Origin of the sequence: Mycobacterium sp. E1386, assembly GCF_001672745.1 — a bacterium.
GTDB lineage: Bacteria > Actinomycetota > Actinomycetes > Mycobacteriales > Mycobacteriaceae > Mycobacterium.
This window is the reverse complement of the sequence record NZ_LZKH01000238.1, coordinates 12,442-35,116: the sequence shown is the minus strand read 5'-3', so window position 1 is coordinate 35,116 and position 22,675 is coordinate 12,442. Positions and strand designations below refer to the sequence as shown.

Annotated in this window: 25 protein-coding genes and 1 tRNA gene; 12 read left to right on the top strand and 14 right to left on the bottom strand. The window is 65.0% G+C overall.

Features of this window, described 5'->3' with window-relative positions; all coding sequences use genetic code 11:
- Window positions 1-1,076 (top strand): iron-containing alcohol dehydrogenase (locus A5709_RS24585; protein WP_156768145.1); only part of this gene is annotated, 1,076 nt, incomplete at its 5' end.
- On the opposite strand, the gene A5709_RS24580 is transcribed toward A5709_RS24585, so the two are convergent.
- The 3 genes from A5709_RS24580 to A5709_RS24570 form a co-directional block, all read right to left on the bottom strand.
- Window positions 1,061-2,017 (bottom strand): LLM class F420-dependent oxidoreductase, encoded by a 957-nt coding sequence (locus tag A5709_RS24580; RefSeq protein ID WP_068123159.1) that lies wholly within the window; start codon window positions 2,015-2,017, stop codon window positions 1,061-1,063. The genes A5709_RS24585 and A5709_RS24580 overlap by 16 nt on opposite strands.
- 135 nt (window positions 2,018-2,152) lie before the next feature.
- On the bottom strand, window positions 2,153-2,773 hold the full coding sequence (locus tag A5709_RS24575) for a sensor domain-containing protein (RefSeq protein WP_231987068.1): 621 nt from the start codon (window positions 2,771-2,773) through the stop codon (window positions 2,153-2,155).
- Window positions 2,774-2,966: 193 nt separating this feature from the next.
- The gene (locus A5709_RS24570; protein WP_197501014.1) at window positions 2,967-3,665 is read right to left on the bottom strand and encodes an MspA family porin; all 699 of its coding nucleotides are present in this window, start codon (window positions 3,663-3,665) and stop codon (window positions 2,967-2,969) included.
- Between the two features lie 216 nt (window positions 3,666-3,881).
- Here A5709_RS24570 and A5709_RS24565 point away from each other — a divergent pair, with 216 nt between their 5' ends.
- Entirely contained in the window at window positions 3,882-4,097 is a 216-nt protein-coding gene (locus A5709_RS24565) for a hypothetical protein (protein ID WP_231972073.1), read from the top strand.
- 18 nt (window positions 4,098-4,115) lie between these two features.
- On the opposite strand, the gene A5709_RS24560 is transcribed toward A5709_RS24565, so the two are convergent.
- On the bottom strand, window positions 4,116-4,544 hold the full coding sequence (locus A5709_RS24560; protein ID WP_068123154.1) for a DoxX family protein: 429 nt from the start codon (window positions 4,542-4,544) through the stop codon (window positions 4,116-4,118).
- Window positions 4,541-5,464, bottom strand: coding sequence for an alpha/beta fold hydrolase (locus tag A5709_RS24555; protein WP_082953404.1), 924 nt, complete (start codon window positions 5,462-5,464; stop codon window positions 4,541-4,543). Before A5709_RS24555 ends, A5709_RS24560 begins: the two co-directional genes overlap by 4 nt.
- 67 nt (window positions 5,465-5,531) lie before the next feature.
- Between A5709_RS24555 and A5709_RS24550 the strand changes: the two genes are divergently transcribed.
- Window positions 5,532-5,855 carry a multidrug efflux SMR transporter gene (locus tag A5709_RS24550; RefSeq protein ID WP_082953410.1) on the top strand — a complete coding sequence of 108 codons (324 nt, stop codon included), beginning with the start codon at window positions 5,532-5,534 and terminating at the stop codon, window positions 5,853-5,855.
- 2 nt (window positions 5,856-5,857) lie between these two features.
- On the opposite strand, the gene A5709_RS24545 is transcribed toward A5709_RS24550, so the two are convergent.
- A complete protein-coding gene (locus tag A5709_RS24545) occupies window positions 5,858-6,691 on the bottom strand; it encodes an alpha/beta fold hydrolase (RefSeq protein WP_068123150.1) in 834 nt (277 codons plus the stop codon).
- A gap of 241 nt (window positions 6,692-6,932) precedes the next feature.
- Between A5709_RS24545 and A5709_RS24540 the strand changes: the two genes are divergently transcribed.
- The 6 genes from A5709_RS24540 to A5709_RS24515 all read left to right on the top strand — a co-directional run bounded on the left by A5709_RS24540 (window position 6,933) and on the right by A5709_RS24515 (window position 15,663).
- Window positions 6,933-9,446: a glycogen/starch/alpha-glucan phosphorylase gene (locus tag A5709_RS24540; RefSeq protein ID WP_068123148.1), complete on the top strand. Its 2,514-nt coding sequence runs from the start codon at window positions 6,933-6,935 to the stop codon at window positions 9,444-9,446.
- Between the two features lie 43 nt (window positions 9,447-9,489).
- A complete protein-coding gene (locus A5709_RS24535; protein ID WP_068123145.1) occupies window positions 9,490-10,107 on the top strand; it encodes a hypothetical protein in 618 nt (205 codons plus the stop codon).
- A 106-nt stretch (window positions 10,108-10,213) separates the two neighbouring features.
- A complete protein-coding gene (locus tag A5709_RS24530; RefSeq protein WP_068123142.1) occupies window positions 10,214-11,683 on the top strand; it encodes a hypothetical protein in 1,470 nt (489 codons plus the stop codon).
- A 100-nt stretch (window positions 11,684-11,783) separates the two neighbouring features.
- Entirely contained in the window at window positions 11,784-12,221 is a 438-nt protein-coding gene (locus A5709_RS24525) for a hypothetical protein (protein ID WP_369827400.1), read from the top strand.
- Window positions 12,222-12,439: 218 nt separating this feature from the next.
- The gene (locus tag A5709_RS24520; RefSeq protein WP_067945558.1) at window positions 12,440-12,838 is read left to right on the top strand and encodes an MmpS family transport accessory protein; all 399 of its coding nucleotides are present in this window, start codon (window positions 12,440-12,442) and stop codon (window positions 12,836-12,838) included.
- On the top strand, window positions 12,835-15,663 hold the full coding sequence (locus A5709_RS24515; protein ID WP_068123135.1) for an RND family transporter: 2,829 nt from the start codon (window positions 12,835-12,837) through the stop codon (window positions 15,661-15,663). The genes A5709_RS24520 and A5709_RS24515 overlap by 4 nt, the downstream gene beginning before the upstream one ends.
- Here the strand turns inward: A5709_RS24515 and A5709_RS24510 are convergent.
- The 3 genes from A5709_RS24510 to A5709_RS24500 all read right to left on the bottom strand — a co-directional run bounded on the left by A5709_RS24510 (window position 15,660) and on the right by A5709_RS24500 (window position 16,931).
- Window positions 15,660-16,400 carry an SDR family NAD(P)-dependent oxidoreductase gene (locus tag A5709_RS24510; RefSeq protein WP_068123133.1) on the bottom strand — a complete coding sequence of 247 codons (741 nt, stop codon included), beginning with the start codon at window positions 16,398-16,400 and terminating at the stop codon, window positions 15,660-15,662. The two genes, A5709_RS24515 and A5709_RS24510, sit on opposite strands and share 4 nt — an antisense overlap.
- A 9-nt stretch (window positions 16,401-16,409) precedes the next feature.
- A complete protein-coding gene (locus A5709_RS24505; protein ID WP_068123131.1) occupies window positions 16,410-16,652 on the bottom strand; it encodes a hypothetical protein in 243 nt (80 codons plus the stop codon).
- 84 nt (window positions 16,653-16,736) lie between these two features.
- Window positions 16,737-16,931: a long chain fatty acid-CoA synthetase Faa4p gene (locus A5709_RS24500; RefSeq protein WP_067945713.1), complete on the bottom strand. Its 195-nt coding sequence runs from the start codon at window positions 16,929-16,931 to the stop codon at window positions 16,737-16,739.
- Window positions 16,932-17,155: 224 nt separating this feature from the next.
- Between A5709_RS24500 and A5709_RS24495 the strand changes: the two genes are divergently transcribed.
- On the top strand, window positions 17,156-17,485 hold the full coding sequence (locus A5709_RS24495) for a hypothetical protein (RefSeq protein WP_068123128.1): 330 nt from the start codon (window positions 17,156-17,158) through the stop codon (window positions 17,483-17,485).
- Window positions 17,486-17,487: 2 nt separating this feature from the next.
- Here the strand turns inward: A5709_RS24495 and A5709_RS24490 are convergent, their stop codons facing one another.
- On the bottom strand, window positions 17,488-17,973 hold the full coding sequence (locus A5709_RS24490; protein ID WP_068123168.1) for a MarR family winged helix-turn-helix transcriptional regulator: 486 nt from the start codon (window positions 17,971-17,973) through the stop codon (window positions 17,488-17,490).
- A 135-nt stretch (window positions 17,974-18,108) separates the two neighbouring features.
- Here A5709_RS24490 and A5709_RS24485 point away from each other — a divergent pair, with 135 nt between their 5' ends.
- A complete protein-coding gene (locus A5709_RS24485) occupies window positions 18,109-19,053 on the top strand; it encodes an NADP-dependent oxidoreductase (protein ID WP_068123123.1) in 945 nt (314 codons plus the stop codon).
- 44 nt (window positions 19,054-19,097) lie between these two features.
- On the opposite strand, the gene A5709_RS24480 is transcribed toward A5709_RS24485, so the two are convergent.
- The 3 genes from A5709_RS24480 to A5709_RS24470 are packed head-to-tail and all read right to left on the bottom strand — an operon-like array spanning window position 19,098 to window position 21,460.
- Window positions 19,098-20,306, bottom strand: coding sequence for an NAD(P)/FAD-dependent oxidoreductase (locus A5709_RS24480; protein ID WP_068123120.1), 1,209 nt, complete (start codon window positions 20,304-20,306; stop codon window positions 19,098-19,100).
- A gap of 3 nt (window positions 20,307-20,309) precedes the next feature.
- Window positions 20,310-20,498, bottom strand: coding sequence for a ferredoxin (locus A5709_RS24475; RefSeq protein WP_068123117.1), 189 nt, complete (start codon window positions 20,496-20,498; stop codon window positions 20,310-20,312).
- Window positions 20,495-21,460, bottom strand: coding sequence for a metal-dependent hydrolase (locus A5709_RS24470; protein WP_068123114.1), 966 nt, complete (start codon window positions 21,458-21,460; stop codon window positions 20,495-20,497). Before A5709_RS24470 ends, A5709_RS24475 begins: the two co-directional genes overlap by 4 nt.
- 252 nt (window positions 21,461-21,712) lie before the next feature.
- On the opposite strand from A5709_RS24470, the gene A5709_RS24465 reads away from it, so the two are divergent.
- Window positions 21,713-22,540, top strand: coding sequence for a DUF1906 domain-containing protein (locus A5709_RS24465; protein WP_068123112.1), 828 nt, complete (start codon window positions 21,713-21,715; stop codon window positions 22,538-22,540).
- 31 nt (window positions 22,541-22,571) lie between these two features.
- Here the strand turns inward: A5709_RS24465 and A5709_RS24460 are convergent.
- A tRNA-Ala gene (locus A5709_RS24460) sits at window positions 22,572-22,644 on the bottom strand.
- Window positions 22,645-22,675 lie beyond the last annotated feature (31 nt).

Here is a 22,675-nt window from a genome sequence, read left to right as displayed (position 1 = left end):
TGCAGGTGTTCAGCGAGGTGACACCGGAGCCCGACGAAAAGACCATCCGCCGCGGTGTCGCGATGCTGGCGCGGGTCCAACCCGATCTGCTGGTCGCCGTCGGCGGCGGCTCGGTGCTGGACGCCGGCAAGGCGATCCGCCTGTTCTACGAACACCCGGAGAAGAGCCTCGACGAGCTGACGATGCCGTTCCTCGACCCGCGCAAGCGCGTGGCCGACTATCCGGTCGACCGCCATCGCGTCCAATTGGTTGCCGTCCCAACCACATCGGGCACCGGATCAGAAGTCTCACCGGCGGCGGTGTTGACGGTGCGCGGCAAGAAGGAGACGCTCGTCGACTACAGCCTGGTGCCCGACCTCGCGGTCGTCGACCCGGTCCTCACCTCGTCGATGCCGCGGACACTGACCGCCGACACCGGCGTCGACGCGCTGACCCATGCTCTGGAGGCGGCCGTCTCGATCTTCGCGTCGCCGTATACGGACGCGTTGTGCGCCCAGGCGGCGCGACTGATCTTCGATGCGTTGCCGAGGGCATACGACGACCCCAACGACCTATCGGCGCGCACTGACATGTCCAATGCGGCAACGCTTGCCGGGCTTGCCTTTTCGAATGCGTTCGTCGGGACCAATCATGCGCTCGCCCATGCGGTCGGCGCTAGATTCGGGATTCCGCACGGCCGGGCGAACGGCATCTTCCTGCCGCACGTGCTGCGTTACAACGCAAGTCTGCCCAGCAAGTTCATGCCCGCGCCGGGTTATTCCGCCTACGTCGCCCCGGACAAATACGCACAGCTCGGTCAACTGATCTTCGGCGGCCATGAGCCAGCCGAGTGCCGCGCCCGGTTGTTCCATGGGGTCGATGATCTGCTGAACCGACTGAACATGCCCCGATCGGTGCGCGAGTGCGGCATCGACGAGAAGCAATACCTGGGGGCGCTCCCGGCGTTGGCGATGACGGCGTTCGAGGACCTCAGCAACCGCACAAATCCGCGGATGCCCTTGGTGAGCGAGATCTCCGCTTTGCTTCGGGCGGCCTTCTACGGCGACGCCGAAGCTCAACCTCAACAGCGCAGCTGAGGCAGCACGTCACGCTCGTACGCCGCGAAGAACCCGTCCATGTCCGGGCCCACCTGCTGGACATACACCTCGTCGATGTCGGCGTCGAGGTACTCCCGCACCTTCGCGACGTGCGTGTCGGGGTCCGGTCCGCACGTGACCGCCTCGGCAACCTGGTCCGGCGTGACGAGAGACATCAGGGCGGCGAAGTCCTTGGGGCGCGGCAGGGTCTGCGCGGTTTGCCCGGGCAGCGCGTCGTTGCCCCACAGCCGGTGTGCCGCCTTCAGCGCGGTGTCGGCGTCCTTGTCCCAGCTGACTTTGGCGCCGGCCTGCACGGGTTTGTCACCGCCGCCGGAGTCGCGGAACGTCTTGACGAGGTCGGCCTCCGGCATCACCAGGACGAAGCCGTCCCCGATGCGTCCGGCCAGCTCCGCCCCCTGCGGGCCGAAACCGGAAACGTAGATCGGCACCGGCTGCTCGGGCCGCGTGTAGATGCGCGCTTCCTGCACCTCATAGTGCTTGCCGTGGTGACTCACCTCGTCGCCGCGGTGCAACAGGCGGATCACCTCGACCGCCTCTTCCAGCATCTCCTGGCGCACGCCGACCGACGGCCAAGGGTCGCCGAGGATGTGTTCGTTCAGCGCCTCGCCGCTGCCCACCCCGAGCACGAAGCGGCCGTCGAGTTGGACGGCGGCGGTGGCGGATGCCTGCGCGACGATCGCCGGGTGCGTCCGGATCGTCGGGCATGTCACGGCGGTGCTGACGGGCAGCGACGTCACCTCGGAGAGCGCCCCGATGACGCCCCACACGAAGGGGCTCTGGCCCTGCTCGTCGTTCCAAGGGTGGAAATGATCGGAGATCCACAGCGCGTCAAACCCGGCCGCTTCCGCACGCTTGGCCTGGTCCACGAGTTCCTTGGGGCTGTACTGCTCGCAGGACAGAAAGTATCCGATCTTGGTCATGCCGTGCGGGCTACCCGCTGCGCGCCCCGTTATGCACCGTCTTCGCCGTTATTCGGCGCCGAACGGCACGCTTCTCCAAAACCTGTGTGCCGCAAACACTTTCCGACGCGTTGTCGCCGAGGGTGGCTCTGCCCACTACGGGATCTTCTTTGCGATCCGTTTGGCGATCTCAATTCCCCGATCGTCGATGTGGTCGGCGCAGGCGCTTACATCGACGACAACGTTGTTCGCGGTTGTCAACGCCCGCTGGCACGCCCAGCCCTCCACGCCTTCCTCTTGGACCCGGGTGATCGCCAAAACGCCATCCGCGACGCTGGCCTTACTCAGCGACCAGTAATGGGGGCTCGCGTCGCCCGGGTCATGCAGATCGACACGCCGGTTATCGCAATTGGCCCAGCCGGTCACCTGGCTTGCGTAGAAGTCATGGGCGGCCATAGCCCCCGGAAACGACACCACCGCCTGGTAGGCGATGTGGTCCGCACGATCGCGGTGGTCCTTGAGTGCCTGAACACGCACAGCTGTCCAGCCGCTGCCTTGGTATGAGTATTCCTGCGCTTCGGCCCAAACCAAGCATCCATCCTCGAGGGGACGATTGGTGTACATCGTGTCGGCGGAAGCCACGACCTCCATGTGAGCATCCATGATGGAGCCGACATCGCCGGTATCGAGCAGCAATCCGGACAGCGCACCGGGCGGCAGCGGTTGCGGCGCATGACCCAACGTCGGAGCCGCAACCACCCTTCCGTCGGTGGTCACGGTGCATCCCGCTGTTAGCGCGGACAACACCAGGATCGACAGCGCATGCCGCTTGCCCGCTAACCTCATCGGCCTATTTCACCGCACTGCCGCATGGTCACCAAGCCTATGCCGGGGCGCGCGCGAATCGCTTCACTGACTTGGAGACTGGAATTCTCCAGAGCTCCCGCCCAGACCTGTCGATCCCGTGCGGCTAAACGGATTTGGTGACGCCGACGTACGACAGCACCACGTCGGACAGGTCGCTCATCCGGGTCAACACCGCATAGGAACGGATGAACGACTGGCCCACGCATCCGTCGATCTTGATGTGGAAGTTGCTGATCATGACCCAGGGGTTCGCTCCCTTGAATTGCTTCTTTATCACCGGCACCGTGAGGACGAGGCCGGGTTTCATTCCGATGCTCATCACGCCATTCATCGGGGTCGAAACAAACGGCAGCAGGGGCGGCAATGTACCGGTGGTGTCGAAGGTGGGGCTGACGCCCGGGATGATGCCGGCACCGCCCTCCATGATCACGCCGTTGGATGTACTCATATCGATGCCACAACCGATCTGATAGCCGACTTCCAGGATGCCGTGAGGCTCTTCCGGTCCCTTCAGCGAGCCGACGTAGATACCGCTGGCCATGTATTCGCGCGACGCTACAGAGGTGGTCAGCGGTGCCACGGGGACCTGCGCCTCGTCCTTCGCGCCCAGACCCAAGACCCAGCCGTCGGGAGTGTTGAGGATCACCGGGGGATTCGAGGGCACCGCTCCCCCGGCCGGCGCCGAAGTCGCCGCGGCAGGCTCGATCTCGGGACCGTCATCGGGATCGGCGATCGCCGTCGGCGTCGTGACCACAGACAAAACGAGGCAAGCGGCGACCACCAGCGCGCGACGAACGACCACGGCAACCGGCCTCACGCACGACAACGTACGCACTTGCCATTTCGAGTCGCGAAATTTGCTGGGCGGCCAATCGAAGTTGTTTTGTGTTTGTGACGCTTATGCGATATCGACACCGAAGGTAGAATTAAATGCTGTTAGCCGGCAGTCGAGGCAAACAATGGAAGGGCCACGATGATGAATCGTAGGTGGGCGACTCTAATTGTCGCAGGTTCGGTCGTGGCCGCAGCTTTGACCGGTGGAGCCGGAATGGCGGTCGGGGTAGCGCTCGCGTCTCCGGATCCGGGCCAGGTCGACGACATCCCGACGATCGACGAATGGCAGATCCAGTATCCGACCACCATGACGAACCCATATGAAGATTCGGTCGGTTCGTCAGGCGACTGGGGTGGCGTCGGGATGTGGTGCCAGAATCTCCACGCCAACTGCAGCTGATCAGCCACGCCAATGCCATTATCCCCCGGCGAGGGGAAGTGCCGTCCTGCGCAGCGCGTCGATCGAGTACCGCCCGCCGCCCGTGAAGACCAGCAGCAGGAACGCGAAGCAGAACAGGATCGCCAACCCGCCGCCGTTGCCCGCCGGCGGGTCGGCGACGGGCCAGAGCGCTTGCGGCTGATGGATCCAGAAATAGGCGACCGCCATCTCCCCTGACGCCACGAACGCGACGGCCCGGGTGAACAGGCCGGTCGCGATCAACAAGCCCGCGACGACTTCGATCAAACCGGCGTACCACCCGGGCCAGGACCCGAACTCGACGCGAACGGGCGAAGGGACGGGCCAATCGAACAGGCTCCTCGAGCCGTAGGCGGCGAACAGCAACCCGTAGACGGCCCGAAACACACTCAGCACGGCCGGGGCGTAGCGGCTCAGATCCTTTGTCACGATCCAAAGGTTACGGTCGCGGCCCAGTCGAGCAGGCGCCGCCAAAGCCGATGCCGACCCGACGCCATGTTGTGGCAGTGTGCGCTGTCGCCCAGCACCAGGGTGGTGATGTCCGGGCAGCTGCGATAGAGACCGGCCTCGGCGCGTGGGTCCGGTGAGACGTCGACGACGCCATACCCGAGCAACACGGGGACGTCGATCAGCGCGGCGTCTTCCGCGACGACCCCGGGAATCATGGCGGTGCCGAACACGCGCGGCACCATCGATTTTGCGACGACGCAGTCCGCGGCCACGACGTCGGCGGGGACATCGGCAAGGTGGAACCAACTCTGCAAGTGCTCGCGCGGACCCTCGAAGTAGGGCTGCTCCAAGGCGGACAGGATCTCCCGGGCGAGCTCGGCGCGTCCCTGCGCGGTCGCCGACCGGGCGATGAATACGGGATCGAGGTTCAGTGGTGCCACGTGTTGGTTGGTGCACCCGAGTAGGGCCAATGCGGCGAAGCTGGAGAACAGCGCTTGTTGGGTTATCGCGAGATAGCCGCCGAGGGAATGGGCCATTGCCACGGGGCGTGCGTGGATTCCGGTTACTTCGGGCAACGCGGAGACCGCATGGGCGAGCGCGGCGGCGATGTCGGCGAAGCCGAAATCGCTTGCGGGCTGGGAGCTTTCGCCGGTACCCAGGGGGTCGACGGTGACGACGGCGTAGCCGTTCGCGGTGGCGAAATCGGCGAAGCTGTACCCGTGCTGGCCGGGGATGTGCAGGTCCCAATAGTCGCGACTGTAGGTACCACCAGGCAGACAGACCAATAGTGCCTGCGCCTCCGCGCCGGTGCGCGTGGGATAGTACGTCGCCGCCAGCGACGCTTCCTCGCCGATAACGTCGCCGACATCGAACTTCACTGGCCGCGCGGGAAACGTCATACGCCGCAATCCTTCCACGACATGTCCTGTACACACATACATGTACGTCCGCACGCAAGGAGGCGCCTTGACTTATGTGTTTCTCCTCTGCGCCATCTTCGCAGAGGTGATAGCGACCAGCCTGCTCAAGAGCACGGAAGGCTTCACCCGCCTGTGGCCGACCGTGATATGCCTGAGCGGCTATGCCGTCTCTTTCGCGCTCTTGGCGGTGTCCATTTCACGCGGCATGCAGACCGACGTCGCCTACGCGTTGTGGTCGGCAATCGGCACCGCGCTCATCGTGCTGATCGCCGTGCTGTTTCTCGGCTCAACGGTGTCGGTCGCCAAGGTGGTCGGGGTCGGGTTGATCATCGCCGGCGTGGTCACGCTGAACTTGTCCGGTGCCCATTGAGGCTATGCGCTGGCCACCAGCGGTGCACTCAGCAGATCGAGTAGCGCGGCGGTCACCTCGCGCGGGCGTTCCTCCATGACATAGTGGTCGGCGCCGCGCAGCCGGGTCAGGTTGGCGTTCGGAATGGACGCGGCCAACTCGCGTGCGGAGCTGAACGGGATATAGGGATCGCGGTCACCCCAAATTACCGCGGCCGGGCACCGAATCGTCCCGAGTCCGTCCGCGAGCCACGGGACGGCCGCGACCGGGTAATGAGCGAAGAAATTCCAGAACGTGCGCTTTCCCTCGGGCGAATTCATCCAGCCCAGATACTCGGCTTCCAGCGCGGTGTCGAAACAGCCGAGTCTTCGGTAGCGGGCAAGAGCTAGATGGTGCAGCGTGGCCAACGGAAGGTGTTGCGCGGCGCGAGACAGCGGCGGGCGGGTGGCTATCCAGTGTTGGCCCCGCGAGAAGCGGTAGAACCACGGGCGAAAGATGTTATGTGCGCGGGTGTTCAACAGTGCGAGTCGCAGCACCCGCTCGGGATGGCGGATGGCATAGCCGAGCCCGATGAAGCCACCGTAGTCGTGGGCGCACAGGTTGAACCGTTGCCACCCCAACTCCTCCGCGAACCGTTCGATCCGCTCTACTTCGTTGTCGTAGGTCGGTGCGGTCGCCGGCGGATCGGACCGGCCGAAGCCTGGCCAATCCGGCGCCACGACAAGATGGCTGTCGGACAGCGCCTTGATCTGATGGCGCCAGCAGGACGCGCTCTGCGGATATCCGTGCAGCAGTAGCACCGGCTCTCCCCTGCCAGCGGCCTCGCCGAACACGTTGCATCCGTCGATGTTCCACATGGTCGAAACGTATTCGGATCCATGCTCGCGCTACCCCTCGCATTAAGACACGCGGCGCTCCATTCCCGCCACCGCAGGCTCTTCTACGGCCAACGCCGTTTCGTCGCCGGCCCGTGAGCTGGTGTTTACGCAACAGCCTTCAACTGCGCGCCCGGTGTGCAAGCATCGCTGCCAGACTGACGGTCTGCCGCCCGCGGGCGAACAGGTTGATTGCGGCAACCTCGAGGAAGTAGGACCCACCATGACCGATGTCGAGCAGACGCCCTCCGACGGGCTCGCCCCCGCCAGGGCCGATCTGGTTGAGCACTCCCGCACCGGGATGAGTGCGGCCGCGCTGCAGCGGGCCATCAACGATCACCTGCGCTACTCGATCGGCCGCCCGGCGGCGGCCCGGCGGCCCGAGCACTACTACCGGGCGCTGGCACTGGCCGTGCGCGACCGCATGCAGGACCGCCGCGTGGTCTCGACGCAGACCTCACTCGATCTCGGCCGCAAGGTGACCTGCTACCTGTCGGCCGAGTTCCTGATGGGTCCGCAGCTGGGCAACAACCTGCTGAATCTCGGCATGGAGCGGGCGGCCCGTGAAGCGCTGTCGGCGATGGGTCAGAACCTCGACACGGTCCTGGCCTGCGAAGAGGAGCCGGGCCTTGGCAACGGCGGCCTCGGCCGGCTGGCCGCGTGCTACCTGGATTCGCTGGCCACCCTGGAGCGACCAGCGATCGGCTACGGAATCCGTTATGAGTTCGGCATTTTCGACCAGGAGATCCACGACGGCTGGCAGGTTGAGCAGACCGACAACTGGCTGGACCACGGAAACCCTTGGGAGATAGCAAAACCCGACGTCAACTACCTGGTCAAGTGGGGCGGCTACGCCGCTCACTACACGGACGACGCCGGCCACGACCGCGTCCAGTGGATACCGGGGCGGGTGCTCAAGGGCGTCGCCTATGACACGCCCATCCAGGGTTACGGCGTCAACACCTGCAACGTGCTGACGTTGTGGAGCGCGCGGGCCGTCAAGTCATTCGCCCTGGAGGCCTTCAACACCGGCGACTATTACGGGGCGGTCGAAGACGAGGTCATGTCGGAGACCGTCACCAAAGTGCTCTATCCGAACGACGAGCCGGAGGCCGGTAAACAGCTGCGCCTGCTGCAGCAGTACTTCTTCGTGTCCTGCTCCTTGCAGCACGTGCTGCACATCATGGACGATCTGGCCGACGTTTCCGTCAAGGAGCTCCCCCAGCGTTTTGCCATGCAGCTCAACGACACCCATCCATCGATCGGCGTCGCCGAGCTCATGCGGTTGCTGGTCGACGAACGCCACCTGGACTGGGATGAGGCGTGGGAAATCACGGTGGCGACGTTCGGCTACACCAACCACACCCTGCTGCCCGAGGCACTGGAAACCTGGCCGCTGGAACTGTTCGCCGAGTCACTGCCGCGCCATCTCGAGATCATCTACGAGATCAACCGCCGATTCCTCGACGAGGTGCGCGCCCGATTCCCGGGTGACGAGGACCGAGTCAGCCGGATGTCGCTCATCGGCGAGAACGGCGGCAAGAACGTCCGGATGGCGCACCTGGCCACCGTCGGCAGCCACGCCATCAACGGTGTCGCCGCGTTACACTCCGAGTTGCTGAAAAGCAGTGTGCTCAAAGACTTCTACCAGATGTGGCCGGAGCGGTTCAGCAACAAGACCAACGGTGTGACGCCGCGCCGCTTCCTGGCGCTGGCCAATCCCGGGCTGCGGGAATTGCTGGACCGCACCGTCGGGGACGGGTGGCTGACCGACCTGGGCCGCCTGCGCGGACTCGAGCCATTCGTCGACGACGCCGCCTTCCGCCGGGAATGGCGCGACATCAAGCGCAACAACAAAGCGCGCCTCGCCAAATACATCCACTCGGTGGCAGGCGTCGACCTCAACCCCGACTGGATGTTCGACGTACAGGTCAAACGCATCCACGAGTACAAGCGTCAGCATCTCAACGTCCTGCACATCGTGGCCCTGTATCACCGGCTCAAGCAGGATCCGGGCCTGTCGATTCCGCAGCGCGCCTTCATCTTCGGCGGCAAGGCGGCGCCCGGGTACTTCATGGCCAAGCGGATCATCAAGTTGATCACCGCCGTTGGGAAAACCGTCAACGCCGACCCGGATGTCAGCCGGTTCCTCAAGGTGGCGTTCGTGCCAAACTTCAACGTGCAGAACGCCCACATGATTTACCCGGCAGCCGACCTGTCCGAGCAGATCTCCACCGCTGGTAAGGAAGCGTCCGGGACCGGCAACATGAAGTTCATGATCAACGGCGCCCTGACCGTCGGCACGCTCGACGGCGCGAACGTGGAGATGCGCGACGAGGTGGGCCCGGAGAACTTCTTCCTGTTCGGGCTGACCGAGCAGGAGGTCGAGGCGGTCAAGGCGGGCGGGTACCGCCCGGCCGACTACATCGAAGGCAACGACGAACTGCGCGCGGTGCTCGACCTGATTGCCGGCGGCAAGTTCTCGGGCGGCGACACCGAGGTGTTCCGGCCACTGGTGGACAACCTGCGCCATGAAGACCCCTTCCTGGTGTGCGCCGACTATGCGGCCTACGTGAAGTGCCAGGAGCAGGTGAGCGCCGCGTGGCAGGACAGGGAGTCGTGGACGAGGATGTCCATCCTGAACACCGCCCGCAGCGGCAAGTTCTCATCGGATCGCGCCATCGCCGAGTACTGCGACGACATCTGGAACGTGTGGCCGCTGACCGTCAAGATGTGAGAAAGCGGCTGATAATCGCGGCGTCCGGGCCTAGGATCTCGCCATGCCGATTCTGGGCAATGCAACGGTCGTCGTCGCGCGCGTGACGAGGTCGACATCCAATGCGTTGCGGGTCGCGCTCGCTACCCCCGATGGCACCGAACTGGCGCATGCCCAGCAAAAGGGCGGCGCCGCAGTGCTATTCGGCTTCAAGAACGGGGGCACGGGCGACTACAAGTTGTCCGCGGCCAGCGGTGACGAACTCAAGATCGCGGTGGCCGCAACGACCACCATCACCAGCGGCGGCGTGCCCGTGGGAAAAATCGTCCCAGCCGACGGCGCGGCACGCCTGGAAGACGGTGGCAGCACCGTGCTCGCGGTGGTGCGGCCGCACACCGGGCATAAGGCCGACGGCGCCTGGCATCATCGCTTGTTCTCGCCGTCCGGCGAGGCGCTCGGAGTGCTCACGCTGATGACCGTTCACACCGGTTGGAGCGACATTGGATCCGATGCGATCCAGCTGCTGACCAACCGCAACGTCGCCACCCTGAAGGCACCATCGGCCGGCGCGATGCTGACCCTAGCCGCACCGGTCGAGCCGCACCTGGGCGACGTCCTGGCCGCAGCATGCGTTGACTTCTCGGTGCTCCCCCGCGGGTACATCGATCAAAGCCAGACCTAGCGACGGCCGAGGAGGTCCGCCCAGAACGGCACCAGACAGGGGGCGACAGTGGACGTTTTCAAGGTCCACAGCAAGGATCGACACCGTGACCCCTGGCAGGAGGAAAGTGACCCGACGATTCCGTGGGCTTGTCCTGGCCCCGCTGACCGCGATGCTGGCGGTGCTCCTCGCGCCGGCCGCCTCGGCCGACACCTACACAGATCAGCTGGTGGGCAAGTTCAACGCCCAGACCCACGTGGTGGCCGACCCGGCGGCGAATCCGCCGTTGCGGGACCCGGACCGGCTGAACGACCAGATCCTCACCAGCCGCTGGACGTGGAGTTCCACGCCACCGATCTGGGTGGCGGCGGTGGCGCCCCGTCAGACCGGGGTGACCACCCCGGATGCCATCCACAACGTCGTCCTCGGGCGCAATCCGACGTTCAGCGGGATCATTCTGGTCATCGACTCCAAGGGCTATCACGTGCGCGCCTACAACGTGCCCAAGGCGGTCGCAGACAGCGTCGACCCGTTCATGAGCCAGTCGGCCAGGATCCACCGGAACGACCCGCAGGGCGCGACGAGTGAATTCGTCAACAAATTGACCAGGTTGGACGTGTCTTCTGGGGGGCCGGCGGCCACCACCTCCCCCGTCGTGCACCAGAACCCCGACCGCTGGTCATGGCTGTGGACCATGCTCGTCTTCATTGCCGTCGCATTGAGCGTGGTCGCCTTGGTCTCATTCGCTGTCAGCCGAAATCGCAAGCGCCGCAAGGCTGCACAGGAGCGTGAACAGATCAAACAAGAATTGATCACCGCCGAATCCGGTGTCGGGGACATCGACAACGCGGTGCTCACCAACAGCGAAACGGACGTCAGCGCGGAGTCGACCAAGGCCAACGCCAGCCTCTACGACGCCCGAAAGGCTTACGAGACAGGCGACTACGGCGCGGCGCGGGCACACCTGCGAGTAGTGGAGTCCACGGTGGCCAGGGCCAACCAGAAGCTCGGACGCCCCGCGCCCAATGTTGCCGCTGTCGGCTCGGTGCCCGAGGACGAGCGCAAACAGGCCTCGGTGCGGGCGAAGAATCCCGACACCGGTGAGTACGTGACGATCAACAACAACAACTACAGCACCACCCCGCAGCCCGGCTATCCGCACTACTACGGCGGCGGCTACTACAACGGAATGTTTTTCTACCCCGGCTATTACCCATACGCGTTCTGGGGGGCGGGTTGGGGTTGGGCGCTCACCGACGTCCTGCTGATGGATGCGCTGCTGGACGACCATTGGGGTGGCAGCTACGACCGCGGCTTCGAGGCCGGCCGTGACTCGGCGTATGCGGACGCAAACTACGACGGCGGCCAAAGCGCCGGCTACGACAGCCAGCAAGGCGACGTCGGGTTCGGCGGCGGCTATGACTCCGGCGGCGACACCAGCTTCGCGGGTAACGACGGCTCGTATTCCGGCGGTGGCGACGTGGACTTCGGCGGCGGTTGGGACTCCGGCGGTTGGGACTCCGGCGGCGGATCCGACTTCGGCGGCTCCGATTTCGGCGGTGGGTCGGACTCCAGCGGCGGCGACTTCGGGTTCTGATGCCCCAGAAGTAAGGTTTCCCGATGAGTACCGACAAGATCAACCGCGGCATCCTGCCCGCCGTGGTGACGATCGGAAGCGGTGACTCAGAAGGAGTTCGATGGTGACTGAGAGTTTGTTCGGTCTGCTGACCGTAGTCGCGTTAGGGCTGGCGTTGACGCTGGCCGGCATCGCCACCGTATTCGTACGGCGGATGGAGAGGCGACCAACCACCCCGGTGAGCGAGCAAATCGGGAGCGCCAAAGAGGTCGTGCGAAAACTGCGCAAGCGCGAACCGATGTCGTCGGAAGAACTGGATTACGCGAAGCAAATCGTCGCCGACCGCAGCTCGTTCATGGCGCTTTGCATCCCGGGCGCGTTGTTCATGCTGGGCTGCTTCTACGTATTCGGCAGCCTTTACCACCTGCACGGAGCGACGCCGTCCGAGCGCACATTTCTCGGGGTGATCCCGATGCTGACCTCCACGAACCTGGCCCTTCGCCTGCTCAGTAGCGCACGGTTGAGAAGGCACCTGCGCAGCGCGCCCATCGCATCGTAGGGAGTCCGCGTGACGAGGTCCGGCAGGCCGAGATCGCGCCTGCGGCCCGGTTGCAGTAGTCTCTTTACCGTGACATATCAATCAGGTTGATATGTCACCTGGTCTTGCCGCACGCGTACGGCGGTCGGGGATGGCACGAACACAAGGTCAGGAGGGGTCGGGGAGATGAACGAGTGAGTCCTCGTTCAGTCGGCAGGACTGTCTTGGAGCGAGCCTGGATGCCGTTGGTCACCGTGGTCGCGGTCGGTGTCGGTCTGCTCTGCATGTACAAGGTGCACCAGTTCTCGGAACCTGAGCCGGTCATCACCGTCAACGGCCCGCAGGCGCCCGAGCAGTTCAACGTCAAACGGATCACCTATGAGGTGTTCGGCTCCGCCGCTCAGGGCGGAAAACTCGTCTACATCGACATCGACGGCCATCCGCATCAGGTCGAAATCACAACTCTGCCGTGGTCCCACACGGAGACCACCACGCTCTCGGTAGCGTCCGGCAGCATCTCGGTGCATGTCCACGGCGGTCAGGTGGGTTGCCGAATGCTGGTGGACGGCGTGATCCGCGACGAACAGACGGACGACCATCAGGACGCCGACGTCGAGTGCAGGGTCAAGTCGGCATGAGCGAGCATCGTTTTGACGAGCCCCGGGTCAAGCGCCCGTTCATCCCCAGGATGGTCCGGGCTTTCGCGATACCGATCATCTTGTTCTGGGGCCTGCTCGCGGTCAGCACGAACACCTTTATGCCCCAAGTGGAACGGGTCGCTGAAGAGCTCGCCGGACCGATGGTCCCGCACTACGCGCCCTCACAACGGGCGCTGCTGCACATCGGAGAAAAGTTTCACGAATCCAACTCGACCAACCTGACCATGGTGGTGTTCGAGGCGAATCGACCACTGGGAGACCAAGACCACCGGTACTACGACGATCTGATGCGCCGCCTCCAGAACGACACCCGGCACGTGCAATACGTGATGGATCTGTGGGGCAAGCCTTTCACCGCGGCGGGGGCGCAGAGCGTGGACGGCAAATGCACGTATGTGCTGCTGCGCCTCGCCGGCGACATCGGCCAGATTCAAGCCAACCAATCCGTGGACGCCGTCCGCGACATCATCAAAAAGGACCCGCCGCCGCCCGGCCTCAAGGTCTACGTCAGCGGCGCGGCTCCGCTGGCCTCCGACACGCTTTCAATCGCCAATGCCAGCCTGAACAACGTCACGATCGTCACGATCTGCCTCATCGTGGTGATGCTGCTGCTGGTGTATCGCGCTCCTTCAACCCTGTTGGTGCCTTTGCTCGGGGTGCTCATCGAGATGCTCGTCGCCAAGGGTGTCGTGTCAACGCTCGGTCACCTCGGGTACATCGAACTCTCGTCGTTCGCGGTGAACATCGTCATCGCGCTGACCCTGGGAGCGGGAACCGATTACGGCATCTTCCTGATGGGTCGATATCACGAGGCGCGACAGGCGGGCGAAAGCCGGGAGGACAGTTTCTACATCGCGTACAAGGGTGTCGCGCCGATCATCATCGGCTCGGGCCTGACGATCGCCGGTGCGTGTTATTGCTTGACGTTCGCGCGCCTCAACTACTTCCACACCATGGGGCCGGCCGTCGCGATCACCATGCTGTTCACCATCGCGGCGGCGATGACGCTGGGCCCGGCGGCGCTGACCGTCGGCAGTCTGTTCGGGATGTTCGATCCGAGAACCGAGGCCAAAGGGCGTCTCTATCGCCGCATCGGGGCGAGCGTGGTGCGCTGGCCGGTGCCGATCCTGGCGGCCAGTTCTGCCGTCGTCATGATCGGGGCGATCTTCGTACCGACGTACCGGCAGAACTACGACGATCGCCAGTACCAGCCGGCCAGTGCGCCCGCCAATCTCGGTTTCCAGGCGGCGGATCGGCACTTTCCCAAGAGCAAGCTGTTCTCCGAGATGCTGATGGTCGAAACCGATCACGACATGCGCAACTCGGCCGACTTCATCTCGCTGGACCGCGTCGCGAAGGCTCTGATTCGCCTGCACGGTGTGGCGATGGTGCAAGGCATGACGCGGCCCTTGGGCCGGGCGCTCGAGCACGCCAGCATTCCGTACCTATTCACCACGCAGGGCAGCGGCAACGGTCAACAACTCCCGTTCAACAGGGAGCAGAACGCGAACACCGACGCGCAGGCCGAGATCCAGGCGCACTCCGTCGCGGTCTTGCGCAAAGAGGTCGGCTTCTTCCAAAAGGTTTCCGACGAACTGCATCAGACGGTACTCACCGTCGAGGACCTGCAAAGGGTCAGCGACGACATCAGGGACGAGGTCTCGAACGTCGACGATTTCTTCCGTCCGATCAAGAGCTACTTCTATTGGGAGAGGCACTGTTTCGACATCCCGATCTGCTGGACGTTTCGGTCGCTGTTCGAGACCATCGATCAGATCGACAAGTTGGCCGACGACATTGCGGACGCGAAGGTGTCTCTGCAGGAGGTGGACAAAACCTTCCCGCAGATCATCGCCCAACTGAAAGCCACCGCCGACGATACCGAGGCACTGCAGTCGAAGTTGGTCAACAGTTACGGATCGGCCGATCTGCAATCCGTGCAAACGGAGCAGACTTTCGATGATCTGATCAACGTCGGGAACGACTTCGACAAGTCCCGCAGCGACGACTTCTTCTACATCCCGCACGAGGGCTTCGACAACGAGGACGTCAAGACGGGCATGAAGTTGATGATGTCGCCGGACGGCAAGGCGGCCCGGTTCATCGTCACCCACGAGGGCGACGCGATGGGCCCCGAGGGCGTGGAACACGTCGAACAGTTCCCCGACGCGATAAAGACGATCCTGAAAGAGACCTCGTTGGCCGGCGCGCGGATCTACATCGGCGGTTCGGGCTCCAACGACAAGGACATCAAGCAATACGCGATGTCCGATCTCATGATCGCCGCGATCGCCGCCTTCGTGCTGATCTTCTTGATCATGATGTTCATCACGCGAAGTCTGGTGGCGGCCTTGGTGATTCCCGGCACCGTGGCCTTCTCCTACGCCGGCGCGTTCGGCCTGTCCATACTTGTCTGGCAGCACCTGATCGGCCTGCACCTGCACTGGCTCGTGCTACCGCTGACGTTCATCATCCTGGTGGCGGTCGGGTCGGACTACAACCTGCTGCTGATCAACAGGGTCAAAGAGGAGCTGCATGGCGGAATCCACACCGGTCTGATCCGCGCGCTGGGCAGCACGGGCGGCGTGGTGACATCCGCGGGTCTGGTCTTCGCCTTCACCATGCTGGCCATGCTCACCAGTGATCTCAGGACGATCGGCCAGGTGGGTTCGACCGTGTGCATCGGCCTGCTGCTCGACACGCTGATCGTGCGTTCGTTCGTCGTACCGTGCATCCTGCGAATTCTCGGGCCGTGGTTCTGGTGGCCCACCCTGGTCCGCAGCCGCCCGGCGGTCGCGCGCTAGCCGGCGCCCTTGCCGTTGTCGACGCGATAGACGGCGCCGTGCACGGCGGCCGCGGCATCGCTGGCCAGGAAGGCGATCACGTTCGCCACATCGAGGGGCTGCATCATGCCGCGCGGTGAGGCGGTACGCATGATCAGGTCGTAGTTGGGATTGTCCGGCGCACTGAAATGTTCGATCTGCGGCGTGAGCATGCCGCCCGGGCAGATCGCGTTGACGCGCAAGCGGCCCGCGGTGTACTCCACCGCCAGAGCGCGGGTGAGTCCGATCAGGCCATGCTTGGCGGCGCAGTAGCCGGCCGAGTACGCCTGGCCCTCAACACCGGCGATGGAGCCCACGTTGACGATGTTGCCGCCCCGCTCCAGCAGGTGCGGCAGCGCGGCCCGGCACAGGTAGAACGGCCCGTTCAGATTCACCGCGAGGTCGTGCGTCCAGTCCTCATCGGTCGTCGACTCCGTCCGGCGCATCTGGTGGTGGCCGGCCACGTTGACCAGGACGTCGAGCCCGCCCAACTCGCGCACGCACTGCTCGACCGCGTCACGACACGCCTGCGCCGAAGCGACGTCCACCGATGCGTACGAACCGTTTTGCACGTCGGCGAATACCTCGGCCAGGCGTGCGGTATCGCGGCCGATGCCGAAAACCGTTGCGCCCTGGCGGGAAAAGAGCCGGGCCGTCTCGGCGCCGAGGCCTGACGACGCTCCGGTCACCAGGGCGACCTTGCCCTCTAGCGTTGCCATATCAGTCGCTCAATACCGCATCCGCGCAACGCCACCCCGCAGCAGCCCGAGGGGAGCACCGAATCTGGGCCCCCACAAGGTCATCGCACGGCGCGCGGTCAACAACACGACCAGACTGATCGCGAGCCGCCCCAACGCCACCCGGCTCGTTCGCCCCTTCCAGCTTCGCGGCCTCGCCCCAGCGCGCCGGCCGAGGCAGTAGCCGACACACATCGCCACCGTCAACGCGGCGACTGCCGTGAGCACCGTCATGATGATGAGCGTTGTGCGTCACCGTCGCGGCGCGATCACGCGCGGGATACACCTTGGCCAACATGAGGCCGGGGCCTGCCGCGGCTAACCGGTCTCGCTGACGACGTAGACGGCGACATAGCCGATGGGGATGCCGGTCCAGGTCGCAATGCATTCGCGCGCCGCCAACTCCACCGCACCCCGGCGGCTGGTCCGCGTGATCCTGCTGATCTCGGGGATCCGGATCATCCACCCGTCAGCGTCGCGCGTGATTTCGATATCGAAGCACTGGCCGACCATGGGGCACTTCACGCGGGGAGCGGCCCGGTGTGCACGGGCGCTGCGCAGTGATTGTCGGCGCAACAGGGTTGGCTGAATGGGCATGGCTGCTTTCGGAGAGTCGCAATCGAACCGCGGGAAAGATTAATGCGCATCGTGGCGAAAACCTAATCGGCCAGTCAGACTGGCACGCAACTGATGCGCACTCTCCACCAGGTCGTCGCCGGGACTTAACGTTTGCGCTTATGCGACCGGTCCAGCCGCCCGGACTCGCGGCGAGCGCCGTGTCCGCGTTGATCATCGGCAGTCTTGCCGTCTCGTCGGCGCATGCGGACGGAGGCTACGGGCCCGGTTCCTACGCGGTGCCCGCCCAGCTCCCCTACGGCACCTACGTCGCCCATGCCGAACCGGGCGACTATTCGGCCGCGTGCATCTTCACAACGTGGACGGGCGACGGGGAATTGATCGCTTCCGACAGCGGGACCCAGAAAAGCCCGGTGGTCGCGCGAATTCAGGCTCCCGAGGTGGCGAAGTTCATCACGCACGGATGCACACCGTGGACGAAGGTCGGATGAGATCAGCGCCGGCGTTTGCGCGAGGTGGCCGAACGCCCTGGTCGAGCACGCATGTGATCGCGGGCGCGACCCATGATGTCGGCCAGCGCGCGCACGTCCTCGCCCGAAAGGGCATCGAACAGCAAGTCGCGGACCACGCCGATGTGGCCGGGCAGGACTTTGGCGAGGCGCGCGTGGCCGGCCGGCGTGATGCGGACGACCGTGGCGCGCTGGTCAGCGTCGCTGGTTTCGCGGGCGATGAGGCCCGCCTGCTCCAACAGGCCCGCCTGATGGGTCAGACCGCTGCGGCTGTAGACCACACCGTCGGCCAGCTCGGTCATGGTGAGGTGGCGCTGGGCGTCGGCAAGCTTCGCCAGGATCTCGAACTGCACATAGCTGAGATCGCCCTCGGCCCGTAACTGTCGTTGCACGGCGTACTGGAGCAGGCTTACTCCCTCCATCAGGGCGAAGTACGCGCGCATCTGCGGGGGCTTTAGCGACTCCGTCATGACGCGATCATAATGCTTCGACATTGAAGCAATGTGGTGGTCATCACGCCGCCCTCCGGGATCGCTTCGACTTCGAAGCAAGTTGTACGGACTGCAACCGCTTCGATCTCGAAGCACCTACGAACGGAGAAGATCATGAAGGCTGTGCAGTATCACCGTTACGGCGGCAGCGACGTGCTGCGGTATGAGGAGGTTCGGCGGCCGGCGCCCGGCCCGGGCCAGGTCCTGGTGAAGGTGGCGGCCACCTCCTTCAACCCGGTCGATGCCGGCATCCGCGGCGGCTACCTGTCCGAGGTGTACGCCATCTCCTTCCCCCACACCCCGGGCGTCGACGTGGCGGGAATCGTCGCTGGTCTCGGCGAGGGGGTGACCGGCTGGAAAGTTGGCGACGCCGTCGTCGGGATGCTTCCGCTGGACGCCCCGGGCGCTGCCGCCGAGTACGCGCTCGCACCGGCCGGGGTGCTGACCGCCGCGCCGAAGTCGGTGCCGCTGGCCGATGCCGCCGCACTGCCGACCGTCGGTTTGACGGCTTTGCAGGCGCTGTTCGAGGTCGCCGAGTTGAGGGCCGGTCAGTCCGTTCTGATCAACGGAGCGGGTGGAGCGGTCGGCGGCTACGCGGTTCAACTGGCCCAGCAGGCCGGAGGCGTTGTCACCGCGACCGCCTCGGCCCGCAGCGAGAACCGCCTGCGGCGCTACGGGGCCGACCGGATCATCGACTACATCGACTACACGTCCACGCCGCTCGCCGTCGCCGGGCAGCCGTTCGACGTGGTGCTGAATCTGGTCAGTACCTCACCGGAGCAGACCGGGGCCCTCGTCGGTCTGGTCGCCGACGGTGGGTTCTATATCGGCACCATGACATCGGGAGCCGAGGACCCGGCACGGGGGGTGCGGGTGCAGCGCGTCTTCGTCCGCAGCGACGCCGCGCAGCTGGGCGAACTCGTCAACCGGGTCGATGCCGGGCAACTGGCGATCGACGTCGCCGGCCGCCGCCCGCTGACCGACGTCGCCGCCGTGCACGATGACTCCGACGCCAATCGCCTGCCGGGAAAGACCATTCTCGTTCCTGCGAGTGAGTGACGTTCGGCCAGAACCGGATACGCAGTAGCGGATGCCCGCATTCGCTAATCCGGTCGGCTCGGCGGAAATTCGGCTCGCTTCTCGATGGCTTCGCGATAGGCATATACCCGGCCCGGGATAGTCCCGAGCACAGCGATGGTGCGACCGCCCCGCCCGTACGCGGCGACGAACTCCCAGGTGCCCGGATCGCCTTCGACGACCTCGACCGCATCGTAATCGGTTGGCACGCCGAGCATTTGCAGCTTGACGTCGTACTGATCGGACCAGAAGTACGGCACCTCGTCATAGGACTCCGCGCCGTCCGGCCCCGTCAGCAGGGTCCTGGCCGCAGCCGCGCCTTGACGGCCCGCGTCGTCCCAGTGCTCGGTGCGCAGATGCCGTTCGTACAGCGGGTGCCACCACCGCGCGACATCGCCGGCGGCAACAACGGCGTCCCCGCCCTCGGCCGCGCCCGTCGCGTCGCAAATCACGCCGTCGTCGACACGCAATCCGGAGCCGTCCAGCCAGTCGGTGGCCGGGATGACCCCGAGCCCAACGATGACGAGGTCGGCCGGAACCCGTGAGCCGTCGGTGAGCCGGACGCCCTCCACCCGGCCGTTACCCTCGAATCCCTCGACGCCCACGCCCACTCGCAGCTCCACGCCATGTTGACGATGGAGGTCGGCCCAGCGCGACCCCAGTTCCTCACCCAGCGCGGAAAGCAATAAGCTGCCGGCCTTCTCGACCAGCACCACGTCCAAACCCATTGACCGGCAACTCGCGGCGACCTCGGCGCCGATGAACCCGCCGCCGACGACCACCACCCGCGGTCGCGAACTTAGTCGGTCCCGGATGGTCAGGCAGTCCTCGACCGTGCGCAGCATCAGCACCCCGTCCGCGACCGGGCCACCGGGCCATTCGCGTGGGACCGCGCCGCTGGCGATCACCAGCCCGTCGAACGGCAAGGCGAATTCCTGGCCTTCGTCGCGCATATGAACGGTGCGTGAGGACAGGTCCAACCTGAGGGCCGATGCGCCGCGCACGACGCGCGCTTCCATGTCGAATTGCGGCGCCAGGTCGACGCCGGCCCGGTGCACCTTGCCGGTGAGGAACTTCTTCGACAGCGGCGGGCGATGGTAAGGGGCGTGCCGCTCGGCGCCGACGATGGTCAGGGCGCCGTCAAAGCCCTCCTGCCGCAGCGTTTCCGCCGCGCGCGTGCCCGCCACGCCGGCACCGACGACGACGATCTCTTTCAGGTCTCTCCCCCTCGGCATCGCTCAATCCTTCACCGTGATCGCCTGCGTGGGACAGGACACCGCGGCGCCGATCAACTGCTGGCGCAGTTCCTCGGGCGCATCCTCCTGCAGTACGTGGAGACCGTCCTCGCGCACGTCGAACACCTCGTGGCAGATGCTCATGCACACGCCGTTGCCATCGCAGGTGTCAAGATCTACCGAAACCTTCATCGCGCCTTCGCCTTTCGTGCTCCGTTGCCGGAAGTCTCGATCCCTCGGGTTTGATCCGGTGACTTCCCCTGGGCTCGCGCCCGCTCCCGGGCGGCCTTCGCCACCGGCGAATAGTCCAGGTAGTCGATCGCCATCTGCGTGTCCGCCTCGTCGTTGGGATGATGGCTGGGCCGCATGTACCGGACGGGCGTCGTCACCAGCAGCTTCCACGGACCGGGCAACCGGTATTCGCGGGCGGCCCACAGCCAGTCGCGCCAGCGCCACGTCTGATCGATGGTCGGGTCTTGCGCCATCAGGTAACGAGCCCCCGCGACCCACCAAGCGATGAACAGCGGCGAGACGAACAGCATCGAGAACGCTCTGATCAGGTAGCTCCCAGAGACGTGCTGGTAGACGTCGTACACCAGCGAACGGTGCTCGACCTCCTCCGCGCCGTGCCAGCGCAGCAGGTCAAGCATCATGGGGTCGGCCTTCGCGTAGTCCAGACCCCGGTTCGTCAGCACCCACTGGCCCAACATCGCGGTGTAATGTTCCAACGCGGCCACATCGGCCAGCCGCCGGTACAGCCACCACCGCTTCATGGCAGGCGGAAACCACTTGGGCGCGTCGCCCAGCGTCATCGACAACAGCCTGCCGAGCCGATCGGTATACGGCTTGGTCTCGATGCCCTGCTCGGCCAGGTGGTCCAGCACCACCTGATGCGCCCACGCATGCCAGGACTCCTGCTGGATGAACGGCTTGATGGCCGCCTCCAACTCCGGGTCATCGACCAGCGACGACGCCTCGAGCACGGCCTTGATGAAGTGCCGCTCGCCCTCCGGCAGCAGCAGATGCAGGACGTTGATCATGTGCGTCGAGAACGGATCGTCGGGCACCCAGTGCAGCGGCGTCTCCGACCAATCGAACCGGACCATCCGGCGATACATGGGGTGTCCCTCGTGGTGAAGTTGGACCTCGGGCATCAGAAGCTCCCTCCCGCCGACAGGCTGTGCGGGCATAGATTCTCGCGAACAAGCGTTCACTCGGCCGCGTACCCACACGGGTGGCGGGTTATGCGTACCAGGGGTACCGGGATGCTGAGAGTTCCCTGCCGGACAGAATCGTCGCCGACGCTTCCAGCCATTGACTCAGGTCGGTGAATGACACGGCGCGATTCGATATCGACTACAGCACGATACTTCTGTTAACAAAAGTCACAAACTTAACATCACGCGATGCAGGACTTGTCGGTGAGCGCGCACCTGCCCCGGTCGCGCCCTCTCCCCCGACGCGACGTATTGCGCTACGCCATCGCTATGTCTGCACTGCCGGCGTTGTATGCGGCATCGGCCAGTGTCGCCATCCCTGCGGCGGATGCCGTTCCTACGACGGCTGCCACCACTCCCAAACTGATCGACTTCGCCATGCGCCAAATTCCAGCGGAGCAGATTCGGGCTGCTGGCTACGCCGGGGTCATCAACTACGTGTCGCTATCGCGTCCCGGCTCGTCCATGGGCGCCAAGCCGATCACCCGGCCTTACGCCGAGCAGCTGACCGCTGCTGGGCTGATGATCGTCAGCAATTACCAATACGGTAAGCCGGGCGGGACGGCACCATCGGACTTCAGGCGCGGGTTCGAGGGCGGTGTTGCCGATGCGCGCACCGCCTGGGGCCTGCACACCGCGGCGGGTGGCGGTCAGAGCGCCCCGATCTTCTTCAGCGTCGACGAGGACATAGACCACGACACTTGGAACAACTTGGCGGTCAAGTGGTTTCGCGGAATCAATTCGGTGCTGGGAGTGCAGCGCACCGGTGTCTACGGCGGTCTCGATGTGTGCCGATGGGCCGCCGCCGACGGCGTTATCGGCAATTCGCGCACCCCCGGCCACCGGTGGGCCTGGCAGACCAAGGCCTGGTCCCACGGCCAGGTCGACCCTGCCGCGGTTCTCTACCAACGCGTGGTGAGTACGGCAGCGAATCCCGGCCCAAGAGTCGGAGGGCTCGAAGTCGACGTCAACGACGTCCTCGCCGGCGATTGCGGCCAGTGGAACCTACATCCTTAAGCCCACGTTTCGTCGCACTGCCGAATTTCGGTGGAGCTAAGGGGACTCGAACCCCTGACCCCCACACTGCCAGTGTGGTGCGCTACCAGCTGCGCCATAGCCCCAAGTCGTGCCAATCGAAGCTACACCAACCGC

Coding starts and splice junctions, on each gene's coding strand:
- A5709_RS24475 (WP_068123117.1), bottom strand. CDS start 20,498: ATGAAGGTTTCGGTAGATCTTGACACCTGCGATGGCAACGGCGTGTGC.
- A5709_RS24525 (WP_369827400.1), top strand. CDS start 11,784: ATGGTGACTGAGAGTTTGTTCGGTCTGCTGACCGTAGTCGCGTTAGGG.
- A5709_RS24555 (WP_082953404.1), bottom strand. CDS start 5,464: ATGACGTTTCCCGCGCGGCCAGTGAAGTTCGATGTCGGCGACGTTATC.
- A5709_RS24485 (WP_068123123.1), top strand. CDS start 18,109: ATGAAGGCTGTGCAGTATCACCGTTACGGCGGCAGCGACGTGCTGCGG.
- A5709_RS24480 (WP_068123120.1), bottom strand. CDS start 20,306: ATGCCGAGGGGGAGAGACCTGAAAGAGATCGTCGTCGTCGGTGCCGGC.
- A5709_RS24540 (WP_068123148.1), top strand. CDS start 6,933: ATGACCGATGTCGAGCAGACGCCCTCCGACGGGCTCGCCCCCGCCAGG.
- A5709_RS24505 (WP_068123131.1), bottom strand. CDS start 16,652: ATGACGGTGCTCACGGCAGTCGCCGCGTTGACGGTGGCGATGTGTGTC.
- A5709_RS24470 (WP_068123114.1), bottom strand. CDS start 21,460: ATGCCCGAGGTCCAACTTCACCACGAGGGACACCCCATGTATCGCCGG.
- A5709_RS24545 (WP_068123150.1), bottom strand. CDS start 6,691: ATGTGGAACATCGACGGATGCAACGTGTTCGGCGAGGCCGCTGGCAGG.
- A5709_RS24510 (WP_068123133.1), bottom strand. CDS start 16,400: ATGGCAACGCTAGAGGGCAAGGTCGCCCTGGTGACCGGAGCGTCGTCA.
- A5709_RS24495 (WP_068123128.1), top strand. CDS start 17,156: ATGCGACCGGTCCAGCCGCCCGGACTCGCGGCGAGCGCCGTGTCCGCG.
- A5709_RS24520 (WP_067945558.1), top strand. CDS start 12,440: ATGCCGTTGGTCACCGTGGTCGCGGTCGGTGTCGGTCTGCTCTGCATG.
- A5709_RS24490 (WP_068123168.1), bottom strand. CDS start 17,973: ATGACGGAGTCGCTAAAGCCCCCGCAGATGCGCGCGTACTTCGCCCTG.
- A5709_RS24500 (WP_067945713.1), bottom strand. CDS start 16,931: ATGGTCGGCCAGTGCTTCGATATCGAAATCACGCGCGACGCTGACGGG.
- A5709_RS24580 (WP_068123159.1), bottom strand. CDS start 2,017: ATGACCAAGATCGGATACTTTCTGTCCTGCGAGCAGTACAGCCCCAAG.
- A5709_RS24515 (WP_068123135.1), top strand. CDS start 12,835: ATGAGCGAGCATCGTTTTGACGAGCCCCGGGTCAAGCGCCCGTTCATC.
- A5709_RS24535 (WP_068123145.1), top strand. CDS start 9,490: ATGCCGATTCTGGGCAATGCAACGGTCGTCGTCGCGCGCGTGACGAGG.
- A5709_RS24465 (WP_068123112.1), top strand. CDS start 21,713: ATGCAGGACTTGTCGGTGAGCGCGCACCTGCCCCGGTCGCGCCCTCTC.